This is a genomic window from Streptomyces sp. NPDC029674 (genome assembly GCF_044903205.1).
Classification (GTDB): domain Bacteria; phylum Actinomycetota; class Actinomycetes; order Streptomycetales; family Streptomycetaceae; genus Streptomyces.
In genome coordinates, this window is sequence record NZ_JBJDPY010000008.1 from 318765 (window position 1) to 338149 (window position 19385).

Sequence of the window (19385 nt, forward strand, 5' to 3'; positions counted from 1 at the left end):
AACTTTGTCCTGAGTGTGGATAAACAAAGATCCGGCCGATACCGTGTGGCCGTCCCCGGGGCCTCTTGCGCCCCGTCAGTCCCCTTGGTGCAGTGGGGAGTTCGTCATGGACCAACAGAAGCGGCGGAATCTGGACAGGCGGAGCTTCAACCGGCGGATGCTGGTGGGCGGGGCGGCAGCGGCGGCCGGTGTGACATCGTTGTCGGTCGCGGCCGCGCCCGACGCGAGCACGGCGGAGGCGCCGAGGACCGCGCCGGCGGGCGGCGAGGTCAGGCGCATCAAGATGTACGCGGAGAAGCTCCCGGACGGGCAGTTGGGGTACGGCCTGGAGAAGGGCAAGGCCTCCATACCGGGGCCGCTCATCGAACTCAACGAGGGCGACACGCTGCACATCGAGTTCGAGAACACGACGGATGTGGCCGCCAGTCTGCACGTGCACGGCGTGGACCGCGAGATCTCCAGCGACGGCACCAGGCACACCGGAAGCCATGTCGAGCCGGGCGGAAAGCGCACCTACACGTGGCGCACGCACGCACCGGGCCGCCGCAAGGACGGCACCTGGCGCCCCGGCAGCGCGGGTTACTGGCACTACCACGACCATGTCGTCGGCACGGATCATGGAACCGATGGCGTGCGCAAGGGGCTGTACGGGCCGGTGATCGTGCGGCGCAAGGGCGACCCGCTGCCCGACAAGACCTTCACCGTCGTCTTCAACGACATGACGATCAACAACAGGCCGGGCCACGACAGTCCGGCCTTCGAGGCCACGGTGGGCGACCGGGTCGAGTTCGTCTCGATCACCCACGGCGAGTACTACCACACGTTCCACCTGCACGGTCACAGCTGGGCGGACAACCGCACGGGCCTGCTGACCGGCCCCGACGACCCGAGCCGGATCCTCGACGACAAGATCGTCGGCCCGGGCGACTCGTTCGGCTTCCAGGTCGTCGCGGGCGAGGGTGTGGGGGCCGGGGCCTGGATGTACCACTGCCACGTGCAGAGCCATTCGGACATGGGGATGGCGGGGCTGTTCCTGGTGAAGAAGACGGACGGGACGATTCCGGACTATGAGCCGCACCATGCGGGGGCGGACGGCGAGCACGGCCACGAGCACGGTTAGCGCGCGGTACGCAGCCGTTCCAGCAGCTTGGACACCATCTCGGTCAGGTCGTCCGCGTCCGGGTAGTCCCCCGGGTCCGCGAGGCGATCGGTCCAGCCGGACGACTCCAGGGCCTCCAGACGTGCGACGAGCCGGGGCCGTACCTCGTCCGGCAGACGGAACCCTTCGCTCATCGAAGCGTTCGCGCAGACCGACACGAACTCCCAGTGCGGGTCGGGGGATTCGAGCTCGTGGAGCAGCCGGTCGTACGCGCCCGGAACGTTCCGTGCGAGGGCGGCGCCGAGGCTGAGCGCGCGGACGGCCGGGACCGGCGAGCCGGCGTGGCGCTCCAACGCGGCGGCGGCGTCCCGCTCGTTGCCTTCCTCCGCGCAGTCCAGGTTGGCCAGCGTCCTCGCGGCGGACACGCGGACGCCGACCTCCACGTCGCCGTCCAGCAGCCCGGTCAGCCCGTGCACGGCCTCCCGCTCCACCGGGGAACCCTCGGCCATCGGAACGAGGCCCTCGGCGGCGGCCTTGCGCACCTCGGCGTCCGGGTGCCGCAGTGCGTCGAGGAACAGCGCGAGCGGCGGCTCGGCCAGCGGCTTGTGCGCGTGCAGCCAGTCGTAGCAGCGCAGCACCTCGCCCAGGACGCGGGCGCCGGGCGCGGCCGCGGCCAGCCGGTCCAGGGCCGCGCGGACCGCGCCGTACCGCTGCACACCGTTGAACAGCAGCAGATCCGACAGCGTCTCGACCCCGAGCGTCCTGCGGTCCGGGTCCGCGTCCCCGCACAGCTCGAGGGCCTCGTCGATCAACAGCCCGACCTGGGCGCGCTCCGTCCAGGAGTCCTCCGCGGGGAGGTCCGCGACGGTGACCAGGATGTCGACGCGGTCGGTGGAGCCCGGCGCGAAGCGGGCAGCCTGCGCGAGGCGGGCCCGCATCGCGCCGCGAAGCCGCTCCGCCTCCTCGTCGGACAGCGGCTCGCTCCTGCGCACCACGAGTGAGGCCAGCATGACCGCGAGGTCGAACGCCAGGTCGCGCAGGAAGGTCCCGGGCCGCCCGAGACGGTCGATCCCCTCGGCGGTCCAGCCCTCGCCACGCAGATACGTGAGGCGTTCCCGCATGTCGTCGCAGAGGTCCTCGCCGATGTCCCGCGGCGCCGGGGGCCCGCCGAGCTCCGCCACGAAACCGGTCCACGCCCGCACGAAGCCTTCCGGGTCGGTCAGGTGCTCCGCGACGATCCGCTCCGTCCGCTCGCGGATCGCGGCGTCGCGGCGCAGCGCGGCCGCGAAGCCGTCCACCACGGTCTCGTGGAAGTCGTCCGTCCACGGCTCGCGCGCCACGGCCGCGGCCAGCTCCGGCAGCGCCCACCCCAGGTCGCCGGCCTCCGCCGCGTCGAGCGCCGCCTTGGCCCGCACCGCCGCATCCGGCTCCCGCAACGCCCCGGCCAGCTCCTCGTGCAGCTCCGCCTGCTTGCGCTCTCTCCGCTTCTTGAACATGGGGGCAGGGTAGGCGAGGCGTGTCCCGTGCGTACGAGGGGAGAGCCCCGCGCGTGCGTGGTTCTCGCAGGTGCCGAGTGCATGTGCGGGACGGTGATTGCTCGGTAGAGTCATTGAGAAGCGACTGGTTGTGGGGTCAACCGGCCGACGTTCAGCTGCCGATGTCCTGGGGGGCCGCAGCATATGAGTCGTCGCTCTACCGGATTTGTCGGCGCGTGGGCCGAGGTGCAACGGCAGCAGCAGCGCCAGATCGAAGCCGAGGCCAGACAGCGGAGATCGGACGCCCAGCAGGCGCGGGCCTACGAGCGGCGGGCCGCGCAGGGCTATCGCGAGTACAGGCAGGCCGAGGCCTTGCGCCGCACGGAGGAGCTGGACGCACAGGTCGAGTCGCTGCAAGGCCTTCTCGCCGCGGGCTGCCGGGCTCCGGCCTTCCGGGCGTCCTCGCTCATGCGGCCCGAGGAGGTCCAGCCGTTCGCTCCGGGGCCGTGGGCGCAGCCCGTGCCCCTGCCGGACGTCAGTCAGTATCAAGTGCAGGGCGGCTGGACCGCGGGTCGCCGGGCCCAGGCCCAGGCCGAGGCGCGCGAGCGTTACGAGCGTGACCTGGAGGCCGCCCACACGGCGGAGGCGCACAGGCAGCGCCAGCTGGCCGCGCACCAGCGGCAGTACCGGGCGTGGGCGGACGCCCAGTTGGCCGAGGCGCGTGCGCACAACGCCGGCGTCGTCGCGGTCCAGGAAGGGGTGCGGCGCCGGGACGCCGATGCGGTGGTCGAGTACTTCTCCGCCGCCCTGTACGCCTCGACGGGATGGCCCGAGGGATTTCCCCGGCAGGTCGCGGCCGCCTACGACCCCGCTGCCGGGCAGCTGGTGCTCGACTGGGAGCTGCCCGACTACGGCGTCGTTCCCGAGGTCAAGTCGGTCCGCTACATGTTCGGGGTCGATCAGGACAAGGAGGTTCTTCGCCCCGCGGGCCGGCGTCGGGCTCTGTACAGGGAGGTCCTGGCCCAGTGCATGCTGCTCGTCCTGCATGAGGTCTTCGCCGCGGACGAGCTGGGTGTGCTCGAGTCGGTGGCCCTGAACGGGTTCGTCGACGGACACGATCCCGCGACGGGCCGCCGGGGCCAGCACTTCCTCGCCACCGTCATGGCCTCGCGTGCGTCATTCCGTGAGCTGCACCTGGCGCAGGTGGACGCGGGGAGCTGCCTGGCCGGGGCGCTCCGGGGGCAGCTCTCGACGCGGCCCGACCAGTTCGCGACGGTGCGGCCGGGGCGGCGGCCGCAGGACATCGGGAACCGGGTCGTCGCCCACGGCGGCGACGAGGAACCGGACCTGTACGCCATGGACCCGATCGAATTCGAGGGGCTTGTCGCCGAACTCTTCCGGGCCATGGGGATGCAGGCGGTGACGACGCAGCGTTCGAACGACGGGGGTGTGGACGTGGACGCACTGGATCCCACGCCGATCCGCGGCGGCAAGATCGTCGTGCAGGTGAAGCGCTGCCGCACCACGGTGCCGCCCACCGCGGTGCGTGACCTGTACGGGACGGTCCAGGACGCCGGAGCGAACAAGGGCGTCCTGGTGACGACCTCAGGGTTCGGCCCCGGCTCCCACACCTTCGCCAACGGCAAACCCCTGGAGCTCGTCCCGGGGACCGAACTGGTCGACCTGCTGCACCGCAACGGTCTGCGTGGCCGGCTCGGGGCGGACGGCGGCGGGCATCCCGCACCGCAGCCGGCGCCCCCGGAGCCGGACACCCGGCTGCCCGACGACTACAACATCCTGGGCATGTCGTGGACGGGAAGCGTCGCCCTGGACGTGTGCGCTCTCGTCTGCCGCGGCACCCGGGTCCTCAGCGATGATCACTTCGTCTTCTTCAACAACCCGCGGACCCCGGAAGGCTCCGTGCGGGCCCTGGCCGCCCCCGCACCCGACAAGGCCGCGATCTGTGTCTCCTTCGACGGGCTGCCGGACGAGGCCGACCGGCTCGTGCTCGCGGCCGCCGTCGACCCGGAGATCAATCCGGACGCGGACCTCTCCGGCTTCACGGACGCCTGTATCCGCCTGCTCGACACCGGCCTGGCCGAGCTGGGGCAACTCGAGGTCTCCGACGGCCGGGCCCGCGAAACCGCCCTGGTCCTTGGCTCGTTCCGGCGCAGGTCGAACGGGGACTGGGACTTCGTCCTGGGCGGCAGGGGCTACACGGGCGGCCTGGAAGAGCTCGTGAAGGACTTCGGCATCGAAGTGGACTAGGGCCTGTCCGGCGGATCAGGTCGCGGTCGGGTGGCGGTCACGTTTCGGTGCAGGTGAGCGGGGTCTGGTGCGTCGAGATGCAAGGCGGAGGAGGGCGGCAACGCGATGGGGGCGCCCCCTGCTCGAGCGGAGCCGAGAGCTCGGGGGAGTTGACAACCGACGACAACGCCGCAGGGTTGGGGTCTCCCCTGCTCGAGCGAAGCCGAGAGCTTGGGGAAGTGCCAGAGCCCGCGCCCCGCGGCATGATCCGCCGGACAGGCCCTAGAACCGTCGAAGTGGACCGGAACCGTCGCCTGCACGGTCACGGCACGGGCAGCGCGTCGCTCAGCTCGTGAGCGTCGTGAGCCGGGCCGCGAGACCGTCGAGGACCCGGTCGAGCCCGTAGGCGAAGTCCTCGTCGCGGATCCGCTGCGGGTGCGTGTCCGCGCGGGCCGCGCTCCCCTCCCGCAGGAGCGGGTGCTGCCGGGCGGCCTCGTCGAAGGCGGGGCGCAGGCCCGCCACCCACTCCTGTTCGGTTCTGCCGCTGCGGGCGATGAGGGAGAGGTACGCCGCTTCGGAGGCGGCGATTCCGATGACGTATGCCGTGAGCGTCCCGACGGCCCGGTCCTGCTCGTCCGGGGGAAAGCCGGCGGTCTCGAACTGCGCGAGCAGCCCCGATGACATCCGCATGGCGTTCGGGCCGATGTGGACGAGGCCGACCTGGCCCAGCTCGGGGGCGATCCAGGGGTGCCGCAGCGCCATCGCCCGCAGGTCGTCGGCGGCGCGGGTGACTGCCGCGCGCCACTGGGTGCGGTCGGTGGCGGCCGGGACCCGGCACTCTCCGAAGACGTCGTCCACGACCAGCTGGATCAGCTCGTCCTTGTTGGCGACGTGCCGGTAGAGGGACGTGGCCGCGGCGTCCAGGCGGGTGCCGAGCTTGCGCATGCTGAGCGCCTCGATGCCCTCCGCGTCCAGCAGCTCGATCGCCGCGGCCACGATGTGCTCGCGGGTCAGCTGCTCCCGCTGGCGGGGCCGCGGACGGGTCCACACCGATGCGGTCGGCTTCCTGTCGGCTGACATGCGCCCCTCGTCTCTGCTGCTGCTCGTGCTTGTGCCGCGACTCTAGCGGATGGCGCGCACGGCGTACGCCGTTGCGTACACCGTTCCGGTGTGCGTACAGTGTTCGCACCGGAGGACGTCGTACGCAACGAGGTCGTACGCAACGAGTGGGGGACGATATGTCGAAGAACGCCGTGAATTGGGACGAGCGGGGTCGCTGGGATGCCAACGGCGCCTGGGGCAGCCGGAGTTCGGCGGGGCGGAAGTTCGACCTCGCCCGCTGGCAGGCCCGCCTCGACGAGCTGCGCGTCGAGCACCACGTGCCGGCCGCGTCGCTCGCCGTCCTCGTCGACGGGACCGTCCACGAGCTGGCCTGCGGAGTGCTGCACCGCGGCACGGGCGTGGAGGCGACCACCGATTCGGTCTTCCAGATGGGGTCGATCGCCAAGATCTACACGGCCACTCTCGTCATGCGCCTCGTCGAATCGGGCGAACTGGACCTGGACGCACCGGTCGTGGACCTGCTCCCGGAGTTCTCGGTCGCCGACCCCGACGCGACGAAGGCGATCACCGTACGCCGCCTCCTCAGCCACACCAGCGGCCTCACCTGCGACTTCACCTATGACAGCGGACGCGGCGACGACTGCCTCGCCCAGTACGTCGAGGCCGCGAAGGACGTGGCGCTCGACTGTCCGCCCGGCACCGCGCTCTCCTACAGCAGCGTCGGGTACAACGTGCTCGGCCGGATCGTCGAAGTGGTGACCGGCAAGGTCTGGGACGAGGCCCTGAAGGATCTGCTCCTCACCCCGCTCGGCGTCACCCACACGATGACGCTGCCCGAGGAGGCGCTGCGGTTCCGTGCGGCGATGGGGCACCTCGGCGAGGCGGGCCGGGAGCCGGAGCCGGTGCCGTCCTGGGATCTGATGCCGCGTTCGGCGGGCCCGTACGGCAGGGTCATCGCCACGGCCGGGGACGTCGCCCGGCTCGCGCAGCTGCACCTCGAGGGCGGCGTGGCCCGGGACGGCACGCGCGTGCTGTCCGAGGAGACCGTCGCGCTGATGCGGCAGCGCGTGGTCGACTCCCCGGACAAGTGGACGGTCAGCGCGGACGGCTGGGGGCTCGGCTGGACCCTCTACGACTGGGACGGGGTGCAGGGCTTCGGCCATGACGGTGCCTCCATCGGGCAGTACGGGTACCTGCGCGTGGTGCCGTCGGCGGGCGTCGCGGTGGCGCTGCTCACCAACGGCGGTGGCGCGCGCGAGCTGTACGCGGCGCTGTACCGGGAACTCCTCGCCGAGCTGGCAGGGGTGACGATGCCGGAGCCCTTCGCCCCGCCCGCCGAGCCTCCCGTGGTCGACCTCGCCCCGCTCGTCGGCACCTACCGGCGCGAGGGCGTGGTCATCACCGTGACGGAGCGGGACGGCGCGGCACACGCGGTGTACGAGTTCGTCGACGGCATGAAGGACTTCTCCGAGCCCCTGGAGATCGACCTGGTACCGGTGACGGACACGGTCTTCGCCGGCACGGGGGTGGGCGCGGCGTTCAGCGAGGACTACATGCCCGTGGTCTTCTCCACGCTGGGGGACGGCACGGGCTGCGTCTACATCGGCATGCGCTGCGGGCCCAAGGTCGCGTAGCGCGGCTCCCGGCCCGGAAGGCAGGACCGCTCAACCCGACGGGGCCGGCGACGACTTCGCCCTCCCGGGGAGTCCGTGGAGCCGATACGGGAAGATGCCTCCTGACATCGTCAGGGAGGAGTGACCGAGGTGACCGAGGAACCGCGCCCGACCCTGGAGGCCGTGGCAGCCCGTGCCGGGGTTTCCAGGGCCACCGTCTCGCGAGTCGTCAACGGCGACCCAGGGGTGCGGGAGGCGCTCGCCGAGAAGGTGCGGCACGCGGTCGACGAGCTGGGCTACGTTCCCAACCGCGCCGCCCGCAGCCTGGTCACCCGGCGCCACGACGCGGTCGCCGTGGTGATCGCCGAGCCGGAGACGCGCGTCTTCGCCGACCCGTTCTTCGCGCTCCAACTGCGCGGCATCAGCAAGGAGTTGACGGCGAACGACAATCAGCTCGTGCTCCTGCTCACCGAGGGGCGGGACGACCACGAGCGGGTCGGCCGCTATCTCGCGGGCGGTCACGTCGACGGCGCCCTCGTCTTCTCGCTGCACCTGGACGACCCGCTGCCCGGCATCATCCGGCGCGCCGGGGTGCCCACCGTGTTCGGCGGCCGGCCCGGGTGGCCGCAGCCGGGGCCGGGCGAACCGAGCGCGGCGTACGTGGACTGCGACAACCGCGGCGGCGCGCGCGAGGCCGTGCGCCATCTGGTCGGACTCGGCCGCGGCCGCGTCGCGCACATCACCGGGGCGCTCGACCAGACGTCCGCGGTCGACCGGCTCGACGGGTACCGCGACGTGCTGGGCGACGTCGATCCGCGGCTGATCGCCGAGGGGGACTTCACCCCGGGCGGCGGCGAGCGCGCGATGCGGGAACTCCTCGACCGCGTACCGGATCTGGACGCCGTCTTCGCGGCCAGCGACCTGACCGCGTCCGGCGCCCTCCGCGTGCTGCGCGAGCGGGGCAGGAGGGTGCCGGACGACGTGGCGGTGGTCGGGTTCGACGACATGCTTCCGGTGGCCGAGCAGACCGACCCACCGCTCACGACGGTCCGTCAGGAGATTGAGGAGATGGGCCGGTTGATGGCCGGGATGCTGCTGCGCGGCAGGGGAGGGGCGGAGCCCGTCGCCGAGCCGGCCGGTGTGGTCCTGCCGACGTCCCTGGTGCGCAGGGCCTCGGCGTGACCGGCCCGCCGGGACCGGCTCGTCCGACGGGGACCTGCGGTGTGCGTCAGGAGCCCACGCTCACCGTGAACCGCCGCGGATTCCCGTCGTGCGCCGCCCCCGACACGTCCGGCTGCCCGTCCGGGCGCACGTCGTCGTACGGAAACGCGTAGCCGATGGGGGAGTTGGCATGCACCACCCGTGACCAGTGGTTGGTCACCGCGTCCCGGTAGTAGTCCGCCGAGCTCGTCCCGTTCGGCTGCTGGGGGTGGGTGAGCATGATGCTGCGGTTGAACCCGGCGGCGAGCCGGGCGAGCAGGCCCTTCTTGTCGTCGGGGTCGCCCGGGTTGTTGGCGAACGGGCCGTGGTTGCAGGTGAAGATGTCCTTCGAGGTGGGCTTGGTGAAGGAGTGGCCGCCGTTGAACGTCAGTACGTTGCCGCTGACGCGCCCGGTGAACACGCCCCGGCCGCCCTGCAGATCGATCTTGAGGTCAGTGCTCCGGTACTTCTCCCACACCTTGTCGATGTAGCCGTTCCACACGTCGCGGAACGGCATCTGGTCCGGCCTGTCGAAGTACGGCGCCATGAGGTTCTGCGGCGAGATCACCCGCAGCACGCGCCCGTCGTCGCCCCGGATGACCAGCTTGTCCCAGGGCTGCCCGTCCTTCGCCGCCTGCGCCGCGAGGTCCGCCGCGATCCTGCCGACGGCGCCGTCCGGCAGCGGGGCGACGGTGTGCCTGGCGTCGCCCTCCAGGGTCAGGCCGATGGGCAGCGCGGTGACGAGGTCGACGTAGCTGATGTTGGCGTACAGCTGCTGGGGGTTGAAGGTGAACTCGCAGAACGACCACGTCCTGCCGTAGTTGGGGTCCGCCCGGGTGGCGAAGGCGGGCTCGACCAGCGCCGGGCCCGGGTTGAGGAAGAAGTCCAGCTTGTCGTCGCGTACGAAGTAGACGCGCGCGCCGAACATCTGAGGCAGCGTCAGCACCCTCGGTGCCGACCCCGCGGCCCCGAGCGGGATGGCGCAGTCGACGGGCAGCGGGGTCTGCGGCGCCGAGGGCGACTCGGGGCGGTAGACGCCGCCGTCCGGCTTGAGCAGCACCCAGCGGCCGGTGCCCTGCTCGTGCCCGGTGACGTAGGCGCGCACCTGACCGGGGAGCGACTTGTTCGCGAGGGCCAGCTCGCAGGTGGCGGGGGCGGCGGCCGTGCCGCCCGCCCGCGCGCCGGGGCTGAGCGCGCTGCCCCAGACGGGGTAGGTGAGGGCGCCCGCGGCGCCGGCTGTGGAGGTCAGGAACGTTCGACGCGATATCACGGAAGGTCTCCTGCGCGGTTGCGTGGGGGGAGGGGGCATGGCCGCCCCGAGGTGGTGCACCACTGTCCCGACGCCGGAATGCGGCGTCAAGAGTTGTGACTGAGAGCGCTCTCACAAATGTTGTCCGTTCACCAGATGACGACGTCAGAGGTGGTGGTACCGACGGCAGGGTGCATTGTCAGTGGCGGGTGCCAGACTCAGGAGTGCGGAAGAGAGATGCGACAAAGGAGTCGATCATGCTCAATAACCGTTTTCTCACGGGAGCCCCCGTCTGGGTGGACTCGTGCGCGCCGGACCTGGACGGCGTCAGTGCCTTCTATCGCGAGCTGTTCGGCTGGGAGCTCCAGCGGGGCCCCGCGGAAGTCGGCGGCTACAGCCAGTATCAGCTCGCCGGCCGGACCGTCGCGGGTGCGATGGCCATGCCGGCGGAAGAGGCCGCTCCGTCCTGGACGCTCTATTTCCGGACGCCGGATGTGGACGCCACGGTCAAGTCGGCCGAGCAGGCCGGCGGCGGCTCGCTCTACGAAGCCGTGGACATCCTCGACCTCGGCCGCATGGCGGGCCTCACCGACTCCGCCGGCGTCCCGTTCTCCGTGTGGCAGCAAGGAGAGCTGAAGGGCGTTGATCTCCTGAACGAGCCGGGCGGGCTGGTCTGGACCGAGCTGTACACCCCGGACGTCTCCGCCGCCCTCGGGTTCTACGCCTCCGTGTTCGGCTGGCAGACCACCGAGGCGGCCTTCCCCGGCGGGACGTACACGATGGTGCACCCCGCGGACGGCACGGCGGACGACATGTTCGGCGGCGTGGTCCCGCTGGCGAGCGACCCCTCCGAGGACGAGGCGTACTGGCTGCCGTACTTCCAGGTGGACGACTGCGACGGCGCGGCTGCCACGGCCCGGCGGTGCGGCGGCGAGGTGCGGATGGAGCCCCTCTCGATGGAGGGCGTCGGCCGCTTCGCGAAGCTCGCGGACCCGGCGGGGGCACGGTTCGCGGTCCTGCAGCCGTCGCCTCCCGGGGAGCAGGCCGAGTAGCGGGGAAGGAGAGGGGACCACACGGTTTCGCCGTGTCCACCGATGGGCAGTCCCCTGCGGGGCACAGGCGCTCAACGGCCGACCAGTCGTTCGTTGATCGTTCGTTGATTGCTTGTTTCGCGCGGTGGGACACCATCGGTGGCATGCAGATCGAGATGACAGCCGAGCCGGAACTCGCCTGGCAGGAGCAGGCCCTGTGCGCCCAGACCGGCGCCGACTTCTTCTTCCCCGAGCCCGGGAGCTCGGTGCGCGAGGCGAAGGACATCTGCCGGATGTGCGAGATGCGCACGGCTTGCCTGGAGTACGCACTGACCAACGACGAGCGGTTCGGCGTCTGGGGCGGCCTCTCCGAGAAGGAGCGGTACGCCCTCAGACGCGAATCCCGTGCCTGACGAATCCCGTGCCTGACCCCACCTGATTCCCGGCCCCGCGGGCTCCTTCCGAGCCCGCGGGTTCAAGGACGAGCTATCAGGCGTACGTCACGACGAACCGCCGCGTCCCCGCGGGCACCTGCACGTCGTCACCGGTGACGGGCAGGTCCCGCCCGTCCGCCGACACCGACCGCACCGTTCCGAACCGGCACGGGTAGACGTACCGCACCTGAGCCGGAGCCTCCGTCACCTCCACCGTCACCGCCCGCTTCCCCGCGTCGTGCGTGAGCCGGTACCCGAAGGGCTCACCGAACAGCGTCGGAGCGGACTCGACGGCCACCGTGTCGCCGTCCGGCACCCAGTGGGGCCGTACGCCCGGCGCGATGTACACATGCGGGTCGTGGTCCTCGTCCGCCTCGAAGAGCAGGATGTCGCGGATCAGGAGCAGATACTCGGCGGCGGCCCAGCCGTGCGGGATGTCGCCCATGTACCAGTGCCGGGACGGCACTTCCTGGAAGTCCGACGCGATGGTGAAGGCGTGCTGCTCGTTCCACGCGCCGAGCGCCACCGCCCGCTCCTCGGTCCGCGGGAAGGCGGCCCCGACGATCCAGCCGAGCAGCTCGTCCATCCGCCCCGGGGCGCCCGCCAGCAGGTACGCGTGCGCCAACTGCGTGGTGAGGTACGGGCCGAAGGCGTTCCACGCGGCCTCGTGCCGGTAGCCGCCCGACACGAAGTGGGCGTACATGGTGTCGAGCGTGCAGCGCGCCGCCGCGTCGATGTCCGTGCCCAGCTTGCTGCCCATGTGCAGCCGCAGCGGATGGAAGAACGCCGCGGTTCCGATCATCGTCGAGTCGAGCCGCCCGACGTCACCGGGACCGGTCGGGATGTACGTCTCCCAGGCACCGCGCCTGCGCTGCTCCGCAAGGACCCACCGCACCGAGGCCGCCGTCGCGCGCTTCACGTCGTCGAACGCGGCCCAGAGTTCCGGCACGTCGGGCGAGCCGATGCGCTCCGCGAGCCGCGCCGCCTCGTACAGACCGGCCAGCGCCCACAGGTCGTCCCAGTAGTGCGGCTTGTCGCGCTCGCCCAGGTGCTCGGCGCTCCAGCCGCTGTGCAGCAGCCCGTACTGGTCACGGTTGTCGCGCAGCCAGCGCGCGCCGTCGACGACGTACGGCGTGTACAGCTTCGTCCCGAACGCGGCGGCGCGGCCCTTCGTGCGGTCGAGGCGGCCGATCGCCCAGAGCGCCTGGCCGTTGCTGTCCCACTCGCGGTCGTCCCGCTCATGCGGACCGCCGTAGAAGCCGTACTCCGCGCACGGCCCGATGCGGCCCGTGCCACGGTTGAACTTCAGCGGGTAGTGCGTGCCCAGCTGGTGCTCGGCGAGCGCGGCGTCGCCCACCAGCGAGCAGGCCGTGGCCTCGACGGACGAGTCACGGATCCAGAACGAGTCGTAGACCGTCGGGCCCGGATGGATCTCCCCGTGGTCGGAGAGGATGAGCAGCTGCGCACGCGACTCGCGGAACAGGTCCGTCAAGTGGGCAACCGGGCGCGGCAGTTCGGGCTGCACGCCCTGGTCGGTCAGTTTCGAGGTCCAGAACGCCCGGTTGGCCTCCTCCAGTTCGGCGGCCGGGGTGGCCCGGATCTCGGCCAGGTCGTCGGCACCGCTGTACAGGTCGACGGGCAGCCGCACGTCCAGCTCGAACATCTCGTCGTCGACGACCCGGTACGGCCAGGCGAACGCCGCGCTGCACAACCCCGCGACCTGGTCCTGCGCCTGCGCCACACCGTTCAGCTTGCCGCCGGTCACCAGGTCGTGGAACGGGCTGCGCGTCAGATAGGAGCCCGGATCGTGGCTGAAGTCGGGGTTGCCGTACACGCCGTACTGCTCGGGCGGCGTGTCGAACACGGGGCCCCAGCCGCTGTTCGTCTCGACCCGGTTCTCCAGCGGCAGATGCCGCAGGAATGTCAGCCTCCGGTCGGTGATCTGCCGGCCGTTGCGGTCGTGCCGCTGGAAACCGCTCGGGCCCGCGGGCATGATCGCCGCGCACAGCCAGCCCTCGCGCGGCCGCCCGGTCGCGGAGCCCACCGTCACCCGCGTCACCACGAGGTCACGCTGCCGCGCGCCCACGGCCGTGGCGAAGGTGCGCTGCACGAACGAGACGCCGTCCGGCGCGCGGAAGTCCGTGAGGACGACCGGCAGGTGCGGAGCCTCCATGCGCTGCGCCACCGTGCCGCCGTCGGACAGCTGCGGCAGGTGCAGGGCGCCCGTCGCAGGGTCGTACAGGAAGAAGAACAGGCAGTACTTGTCGTAGACCGGCTCGATCTCACCGGCCTGCCCGATCAGGGACTCCTGCCGGTGGTCCTTCACGCCCACCATGTGCCAGTAGCGGTACAGGGCGTTGGAGGCCAGGGCGGCCTCCTTCGATTCGTACGTCCCGGAGTCGAAGTCGTCGCTCCAGTGCCGGAAGGCCTGCTGCGCCCACCACGGCACGGGATAGGGCACCTGCCCCTTTCCCGCCCAGCTGCGCCACATGACCTCGTAGAACATCCACTCATGGGTCTGCGCCATGGGTTCCACCCCCGGTGCCCACAGTTGCACCGCGAGGAGCGTTCGTAAATCGTGTGCCCCGGGTCAGGGCCCCGGCTTGACCGTCTTCATCGTCAGGTGCGAGTCGACGCGCAGGACACAGGGGAGGCCGGTGAGCTTGCCGGTGAGGAAGGCCTCGTAGGCGGCGTGGTCGGCGACCGCGACGCGGATGAAATAGTCGGGGCGGCCGAACATCCGCCGGACCTCTATGACCTCCTCGTAGGCGGCCACGACCTCCTCGAACTCGAGGTACGTGTCGCGGTCGTTGGCGCTGACCTCGACGTCGATGAGGACTTCGAGGCCGCGGCCGAGCGCCGCGGTGTCGATGACGGCGTGGTAGCCGGCGATGACGCCCGCCTCCTCCAGACGCTTGACCCGGCGCAGACAGGGAGGCGCGGTCAGGCCCACGCGTTTGGCCAGCTCGACGTTGGTGAGACGGCCGTCCTGGCGCAGGTGAAACAAAATGTCGTGGTCGAGGGCGTCAAGGCGAATTTCATTGCTCACGGGCCCATCATAGAGCCACTATCGGCAATCAAATTAGGCGTGGATCTTCATAACATGTCGGCATGCGAATAGCACCACCCGTCGCCGACGCCCCTCCCGTTTCCACCCCCGCCCCGGCTTCCCGACCACGCTCGGGGCTGCGGACCGCGTTCGGGGACACCGCCTCCGTAGGGCTCGCGTTCCTGCCGCTCGGTCTCGCCTTCGGGGCTCTCGTCACCCATTCCGGGCTCGACTGGTGGTGGGCGGGCCTGTCCGCCGCGCTCGTCTACGCGGGCTCGTTCGAATTCCTGCTCATCGGCATGGTCACCGCCGTCGCCCCGCTGGCCTCGATCGCCGTGGCCGCCTTCATGGTGAACGTCCGGCACGTGTTCTACGCGCTGTCCTACCCGCTGCACCGCATCGAAGGGCGGGCCGGCAAGGCGTACGGGACCTTCGCGCTCAGCGACGAGGCGTTCGCCCTGACCTCGGGGGAGCAGGCCCGCTCCTGGCCGGGCCGGCGCATCCTCGGACTGCAGCTCCTCCTGCACCTGTACTGGGTGGCCGGCTCGGTCGCCGGCGCGCTGCTCGGCTCACTCATCCCCGACAGCGTCAGGGGCCTGGACTTCGCGCTGACCGCGCTGTTCACCGTGCTCGCCGTCGACACCGTACGCGACCTGCGCGGTGATCTGCCCACGCCCGTACTCGCCGTGCTCAGCGCCCTGTTCGCCCGCCTCGTCTTCCCCGGCGAGCTGCTCCTGGCCGCCTTCGCCCTGTTCACCGCGGGGCTCCTGGCCCGCCACCTGGTCACCCGGAGGGCGCCGAGCCATGCCTGACGCCCGGTACGCCATCGCCGCGGTCCTCGTCACCGCCGCCGTCACCTGGGCCCTGCGCGCCCTGCCCTTCGCCGCCCTCGTCCCGCTGCGCGAGAGCGGCACCGTCCAGTACCTCGCCGCCCGCATGCCCGCGGGCGTCATGGTGATCCTCGTCCTCTACTGCCTTCGCGACCTCCCCCGCGCGGGCGCCTCCGCCCTGGCCCCGACGGCGGCCGTCGCCGTCACCGTCGGCCTCCATCTCTGGCGCCGCAACGCCCTGTTGAGCATCCTCGGCGGCACCGCGGTCCACGTGGTCCTGGCCAGTACCGTCTTCGCTTCCTGATTCGGTGAGCGCCGCCCGGGAAAACCCATGCGACACAGGCGCGCGCCCTTGATTACGATCAGGGCGTGCGCCGGGGGTCCTGTAGAGCAGAGGCAGACTCGCCGCCCTCTCAAGGCGGATACGCCGGTTCGAATCCGGCCGGGACCACGAGCACGGAACACGCGGGGCGGGAACACATGGGTGAGAGCGGCGGGATCAGCGAGGCGGACCTCGCGGTCTTCCACGACGTGGTCGGCAGGCTGCGGGAGCTGCCCGTCGACGACCCGGTGCGGCTCCGTGCCGAGCAGGTCGCCGCGTCCTTCGCCCGCGACGGACGGCTGCGCAGGCGCAAGGCGCGCGGCGCCGAACTGTCCGCCGCCGACGCCGCCGCCATGGCCGCCACCGCGACCGGCGCGGGCGACCGCCGCGAGGACGCGCCCCTGGCGACGGCGGGAACGGGTGGCGTCTTCCGGCGTCCGCGCCCCTGCTACGTCTGCAAGGCGTCGTATCGACAGGTCGACTCCTTCTACCACCGGCTCTGCCCGGACTGCGCGGCCGACAACCGCGCCCGGCGCGCGCTCACCACGGATCTGCGCGGGCGGCGGGTCCTGCTCACGGGCGGCCGGGTGAAGATCGGCTTCCAGCTGGCCCTGATGATGCTGCGGGACGGCGCCGACCTCGTCGTCACCAGCCGCTTCCCGCACGACACCGTGCGCCGCTTCCGTGCGGCGCCGGGCAGCGAGGCCTGGCTCGAGCGCCTCACCGTGCTCGCCGTCGACCTGCGCGACCCACGCCAAGTGCTCGGCCTGTGCGAGGAGTTGCGGCAGGCGGGCGACCCCCTCGACATCCTCGTCAACAACGCGGCGCAGACGGTCCGGCGGCCACCCGAGTCGTACGCGGCTCTCGCGGCGGGGGAGCGCAGCGAGCTGCCCGCGCTCGCCCGGAGCGCGCCGGGATTCCGGCCGGCGCAGGCGGTGACGGGCGCCGCCGGACAGGGCGCCCTCGCGCTCGTCCTGCGCGACGCCGACGAGGCCGGACTGCTCCCCGACCCGGCGCCGGAGAACTCCTGGTCCGCACGGCTCGGCGGCCTCGACCCCGCCGAGGTCCTGGAGACCCAGCTGGTCAACGCGCTCGCCCCGGCCCTCCTCTGCGACCGGCTGCTGCCCCTGCTGCTCGCGTCGCCGCGCCCCCGCACGTACATCGTGAACGTGACGGCGGTCGAGGGCCGCTTCGCCGTGCGCAACAAGATGGGCGGGCACCCGCACACGAACATGGCGAAGGCCGCCCTGAACATGCTCACCCGCACCAGCGCCGCCGAACTCGCCGAGCAGGGCGTGCACATGTGCGCCGTCGACACCGGCTGGATCACGGACGAGAACCCCGCGCCGAAGAAGGACCGCATCGCGGGCGCGGGCTTCCGCACGCCGCTCGACGTCGTGGACGGCGCGGCCCGGATCTACGACCCGATCGTGCGGGGGGAGGCGGGCGCGCCCGTCTCGGGCGTCTTCCTCAAGGACTACCAGGAGGTGCAGTGGTGAGCGAGGACCCGTCCGCCGGAGTGCCGCGCGTGGTGCCCCGGCCGGTGGCCGAACTGGCGCCCCTGCTCGCCTGGTTGAGGGCGGGGCGTCCGGCGGACGAACGCCTCGACTTCACGGCGGGCACCGCGCTGCCCGACGGCCGGCTCGACCTGTGCAAGCAGGCGATCGGCGCGCAGGGTGCGGCCCTCGTCGCCGACGCGCTGCGGGGGGCCCAAAACCCTGCTCCCGTACGCCACTTGCTGCTCGGCACGGACGGTCTCGGCGACACGGGAGCGAACGCCGTGGCGGCCGGTACGGGTGAGAGCGGCATCAAGACGCTCTACCTCGGCTGCAACGGCATCACGGCAGGCGGCGCCTGCCGCATCGCGGACCAGCTGCGCGCCTCGCCGCAGGTCGTGACGGGCGTCTGGCTCAAGCGCAATCCGCTGGGTCCGTCGGGTGGCCGCGCGGCGGCCGAACTCATCGAGTCCGTAAGGGCGTTGCGCACCCTCGATCTCGTCCAGACCGGCCTCGACGCGGACGGGCTCACCGCCCTCGCCGAGGCCCTCATCGCGGCCGCCGCCACCGGGCGACGCGTCGAGCGGATCTTCCTGGGCGGTAACCCACTGGGGCGGGAGGGCGCCGTACCGCTGGCGGAGCTGATCGCCCGGGGCGCGGTGCGCGAACTCTACGTATCGGCGGCGCGGTTGGGCGACGAGGGTGCGCTGCTGCTCGCCGCCGCCCTGGAGCGCGCGCCGCACGGCGGGCTCGACCGGCTGGCCGTCGCCAGCAACGGCATCGGGCCGCGCGCCGCGTCCCGGCTCGTCGCCGCGTCGGTCGCCGCGGGCGTGGAGCTGCTCGACCTGGGCCGGGTGCGTGCCGCGGGAGCACTCGGCGCGGCCGACAACCACCTCGACGACGAGGCGGCCGGAGCCGTCGCGGACGTGCTCGCGGGCACTGAGCACCGGCTGACCCACCTGGTGCTCACTCACACCGGAATGCGCAGCCGAGAGGCCCACCGGCTCCTCGACACCGCCGAGCACGCGCCCACACCCACGCGGTTCGTGCTCGGCCGGGGCATCGCGGCGAGCGTCAAGCGCCGTCTCGCGGCGTTGAGCGCGGACATCCCGGCGCCCGCGGTCGCGCCGGACGTCGCGGCGGTGCGCAGCGTCCACCGCTGACCGGGGCGAGGGGAGCGGGGCGTACGATCTCCCGCAAGGGCGGGGTCGTAGCGCAGTGGCAGTCGCGCCGGTCTCCAAAACCGGAACACGCCGGTTCGAATCCGGCCGCCCCGCCCCCTTCAGGCCCTGTGCGGGGCGGGGTCAGGCTCCCCGCGCCGCCAGCCGCGCCTTGCGCGCCGCCAGCCTCTCGTCGAACTTGGACGCCTCGGCGTCCAGCCCGTTCATGTAGAGGCCGAGCTCCTCCTGCGCCTTCAGCCCCTCGGCGCCGAGGCCGTCGATCTCCAGGACCTTCAGGAAGCGGAGCACGGGCTGCAGCACGTCGTCGTGGTGGATGCGCAGGTTGTAGACCTCGCCGATGGCCATCTGCGCGGCGGCGCGCTCGAAGCCGGGCATGCCGTGGCCGGGCATCCGGAAGTTGACCACGACGTCCCGCACGGCCTGCATGGTCAGGTCGGGGGCGAGCTCGAAGGCGGCCTTCAGGAGGTTCCGGTAGAAGACCATGTGGAGGTTCTCGTCGGTGGCGATGCGGGCCAGCATGCGGTCGCAGACCGGGTCGCCCGACTGGTGTCCGGTGTTCCGGTGCGAGATGCGGGTCGCCAGCTCCTGGAAGGCGACGTACGCGACCGAGTGCAGCATCGAGTGCCGGTTGTCCGACTCGAAGCCCTCGCTCATGTGCACCATCCGGAACTGCTCCAGCTGGTCCGGGTCGACGGCGCGCGAGGCGAGGAGGTAGTCGCGCATCACGATGCCGTGCCGGCCCTCCTCCGCCGTCCAGCGGTGCACCCAGGTGCCCCAGGCGCCGTCGCGGCCGAAGAGGGAGGCGATCTCGTGGTGGTAGCTGGGGAGGTTGTCCTCGGTGAGCAGGTTCACCACCAGGGCGATGCGCCCGATGTCGGTGACCGGGGACTGGCCCTTCTCCCACGCCTCGCCGTCCTCGAAGAAACCGGGGAAGTTGCGGGCGTCGGAGAACGGGACGTACTCGTGGGGCATCCAGTCCTTGGCCACCTTCAGATGGCGGTTGAGTTCCTGCTCGACCACTTCCTCCAGCGCGTAGAGCAGACGGGCATCGGTCCAGCTGTCCGTGCTGCCGAGGTGGGGAGAGGTGATCGTCACGG

16 protein-coding genes and 2 tRNA genes are annotated in these 19385 nt (G+C 71.8%); 12 read left to right on the plus strand and 6 right to left on the minus strand.

Translation table 11 applies throughout. From position 1 onward, the window contains the following. The first annotated feature begins 130 nt into the window (after positions 1 to 130). Positions 131 to 1120, plus strand: a complete 990-nt coding sequence (locus tag ACI2L3_RS21475) for a multicopper oxidase domain-containing protein (protein ID WP_404754047.1) — start codon at positions 131 to 133, stop codon at positions 1118 to 1120. Here ACI2L3_RS21475 and ACI2L3_RS21480 read toward each other — a convergent pair. Continuing rightward, positions 1117 to 2595 carry a HEAT repeat domain-containing protein gene (locus ACI2L3_RS21480; RefSeq protein ID WP_404753956.1) on the minus strand — a complete coding sequence of 493 codons (1479 nt, stop codon included), beginning with the start codon at positions 2593 to 2595 and terminating at the stop codon, positions 1117 to 1119. The two genes, ACI2L3_RS21475 and ACI2L3_RS21480, sit on opposite strands and share 4 nt — an antisense overlap. Positions 2596 to 2778: 183 nt before the next feature. Here ACI2L3_RS21480 and ACI2L3_RS21485 point away from each other — a divergent pair, with 183 nt between their 5' ends. After that, a complete protein-coding gene (locus ACI2L3_RS21485) occupies positions 2779 to 4842 on the plus strand; it encodes a restriction endonuclease (RefSeq protein ID WP_404753957.1) in 2064 nt (687 codons plus the stop codon). A gap of 324 nt (positions 4843 to 5166) precedes the next feature. Here the strand turns inward: ACI2L3_RS21485 and ACI2L3_RS21490 are convergent, their stop codons facing one another. Beyond that, positions 5167 to 5901, minus strand: a complete 735-nt coding sequence (locus tag ACI2L3_RS21490; protein WP_404753958.1) for a TetR/AcrR family transcriptional regulator — start codon at positions 5899 to 5901, stop codon at positions 5167 to 5169. A gap of 158 nt (positions 5902 to 6059) precedes the next feature. Here ACI2L3_RS21490 and ACI2L3_RS21495 point away from each other — a divergent pair, with 158 nt between their 5' ends. After that, the gene (locus ACI2L3_RS21495; RefSeq protein ID WP_404753959.1) at positions 6060 to 7517 is read left to right on the plus strand and encodes a serine hydrolase domain-containing protein; all 1458 of its coding nucleotides are present in this window, start codon (positions 6060 to 6062) and stop codon (positions 7515 to 7517) included. A gap of 129 nt (positions 7518 to 7646) precedes the next feature. After that, positions 7647 to 8678, plus strand: a complete 1032-nt coding sequence (locus tag ACI2L3_RS21500; protein ID WP_404753960.1) for a LacI family DNA-binding transcriptional regulator — start codon at positions 7647 to 7649, stop codon at positions 8676 to 8678. A 46-nt stretch (positions 8679 to 8724) separates the two neighbouring features. Here ACI2L3_RS21500 and ACI2L3_RS21505 read toward each other — a convergent pair whose 3' ends face one another. Beyond that, positions 8725 to 9966 carry a glycoside hydrolase family 64 protein gene (locus tag ACI2L3_RS21505; protein WP_404753961.1) on the minus strand — a complete coding sequence of 414 codons (1242 nt, stop codon included), beginning with the start codon at positions 9964 to 9966 and terminating at the stop codon, positions 8725 to 8727. A gap of 236 nt (positions 9967 to 10202) precedes the next feature. On the opposite strand from ACI2L3_RS21505, the gene ACI2L3_RS21510 reads away from it, so the two are divergent. Beyond that, positions 10203 to 10997: a VOC family protein gene (locus ACI2L3_RS21510; RefSeq protein WP_404753962.1), complete on the plus strand. Its 795-nt coding sequence runs from the start codon at positions 10203 to 10205 to the stop codon at positions 10995 to 10997. 143 nt (positions 10998 to 11140) lie between these two features. Continuing rightward, entirely contained in the window at positions 11141 to 11389 is a 249-nt protein-coding gene (locus ACI2L3_RS21515; protein WP_404753963.1) for a WhiB family transcriptional regulator, read from the plus strand. 76 nt (positions 11390 to 11465) lie between these two features. Here the strand turns inward: ACI2L3_RS21515 and ACI2L3_RS21520 are convergent, their stop codons facing one another. Both ACI2L3_RS21520 and ACI2L3_RS21525 read right to left on the minus strand, forming a co-directional pair. After that, the gene (locus ACI2L3_RS21520) at positions 11466 to 13937 is read right to left on the minus strand and encodes a hypothetical protein (RefSeq protein WP_404753964.1); all 2472 of its coding nucleotides are present in this window, start codon (positions 13935 to 13937) and stop codon (positions 11466 to 11468) included. Positions 13938 to 14000: 63 nt separating this feature from the next. Further along, positions 14001 to 14459, minus strand: a complete 459-nt coding sequence (locus ACI2L3_RS21525) for an Lrp/AsnC family transcriptional regulator (RefSeq protein WP_404753965.1) — start codon at positions 14457 to 14459, stop codon at positions 14001 to 14003. Between the two features lie 62 nt (positions 14460 to 14521). On the opposite strand from ACI2L3_RS21525, the gene ACI2L3_RS21530 reads away from it, so the two are divergent. From ACI2L3_RS21530 to ACI2L3_RS21555, 6 genes are all read left to right on the plus strand, one after another. After that, the gene (locus tag ACI2L3_RS21530) at positions 14522 to 15271 is read left to right on the plus strand and encodes an AzlC family ABC transporter permease (RefSeq protein WP_404753966.1); all 750 of its coding nucleotides are present in this window, start codon (positions 14522 to 14524) and stop codon (positions 15269 to 15271) included. After that, positions 15264 to 15593: a branched-chain amino acid transporter permease gene (locus ACI2L3_RS21535; RefSeq protein WP_404753967.1), complete on the plus strand. Its 330-nt coding sequence runs from the start codon at positions 15264 to 15266 to the stop codon at positions 15591 to 15593. The genes ACI2L3_RS21530 and ACI2L3_RS21535 overlap by 8 nt, the downstream gene beginning before the upstream one ends. Before the next feature lie 75 nt (positions 15594 to 15668). After that, positions 15669 to 15740: transfer RNA gene (locus tag ACI2L3_RS21540), tRNA-Glu, on the plus strand. 29 nt (positions 15741 to 15769) lie between these two features. Then, positions 15770 to 17110 carry an SDR family NAD(P)-dependent oxidoreductase gene (locus tag ACI2L3_RS21545; RefSeq protein ID WP_404753968.1) on the plus strand — a complete coding sequence of 447 codons (1341 nt, stop codon included), beginning with the start codon at positions 15770 to 15772 and terminating at the stop codon, positions 17108 to 17110. Beyond that, complete coding sequence (locus tag ACI2L3_RS21550; RefSeq protein ID WP_404753969.1) at positions 17107 to 18270, plus strand: ribonuclease inhibitor; 1164 nt, start codon at positions 17107 to 17109, stop codon at positions 18268 to 18270. Before ACI2L3_RS21545 ends, ACI2L3_RS21550 begins: the two co-directional genes overlap by 4 nt. Positions 18271 to 18309: 39 nt before the next feature. Next, positions 18310 to 18385 (plus strand) — tRNA-Trp (locus ACI2L3_RS21555). 26 nt (positions 18386 to 18411) lie between these two features. On the opposite strand, the gene ACI2L3_RS21560 is transcribed toward ACI2L3_RS21555, so the two are convergent. Next, a complete protein-coding gene (locus tag ACI2L3_RS21560; protein WP_404753970.1) occupies positions 18412 to 19383 on the minus strand; it encodes an acyl-ACP desaturase in 972 nt (323 codons plus the stop codon). Between the last annotated feature and the right edge of the window lie 2 nt (positions 19384 to 19385).

Coding starts and splice junctions, on each gene's coding strand:
- ACI2L3_RS21480 (WP_404753956.1), bottom strand. CDS start 2,595: ATGTTCAAGAAGCGGAGAGAGCGCAAGCAGGCGGAGCTGCACGAGGAG.
- ACI2L3_RS21485 (WP_404753957.1), top strand. CDS start 2,779: ATGAGTCGTCGCTCTACCGGATTTGTCGGCGCGTGGGCCGAGGTGCAA.
- ACI2L3_RS21490 (WP_404753958.1), bottom strand. CDS start 5,901: ATGTCAGCCGACAGGAAGCCGACCGCATCGGTGTGGACCCGTCCGCGG.
- ACI2L3_RS21495 (WP_404753959.1), top strand. CDS start 6,060: ATGTCGAAGAACGCCGTGAATTGGGACGAGCGGGGTCGCTGGGATGCC.
- ACI2L3_RS21510 (WP_404753962.1), top strand. CDS start 10,203: ATGCTCAATAACCGTTTTCTCACGGGAGCCCCCGTCTGGGTGGACTCG.
- ACI2L3_RS21515 (WP_404753963.1), top strand. CDS start 11,141: ATGCAGATCGAGATGACAGCCGAGCCGGAACTCGCCTGGCAGGAGCAG.
- ACI2L3_RS21520 (WP_404753964.1), bottom strand. CDS start 13,937: ATGGCGCAGACCCATGAGTGGATGTTCTACGAGGTCATGTGGCGCAGC.
- ACI2L3_RS21530 (WP_404753966.1), top strand. CDS start 14,522: ATGCGAATAGCACCACCCGTCGCCGACGCCCCTCCCGTTTCCACCCCC.
- ACI2L3_RS21535 (WP_404753967.1), top strand. CDS start 15,264: ATGCCTGACGCCCGGTACGCCATCGCCGCGGTCCTCGTCACCGCCGCC.
- ACI2L3_RS21545 (WP_404753968.1), top strand. CDS start 15,770: ATGGGTGAGAGCGGCGGGATCAGCGAGGCGGACCTCGCGGTCTTCCAC.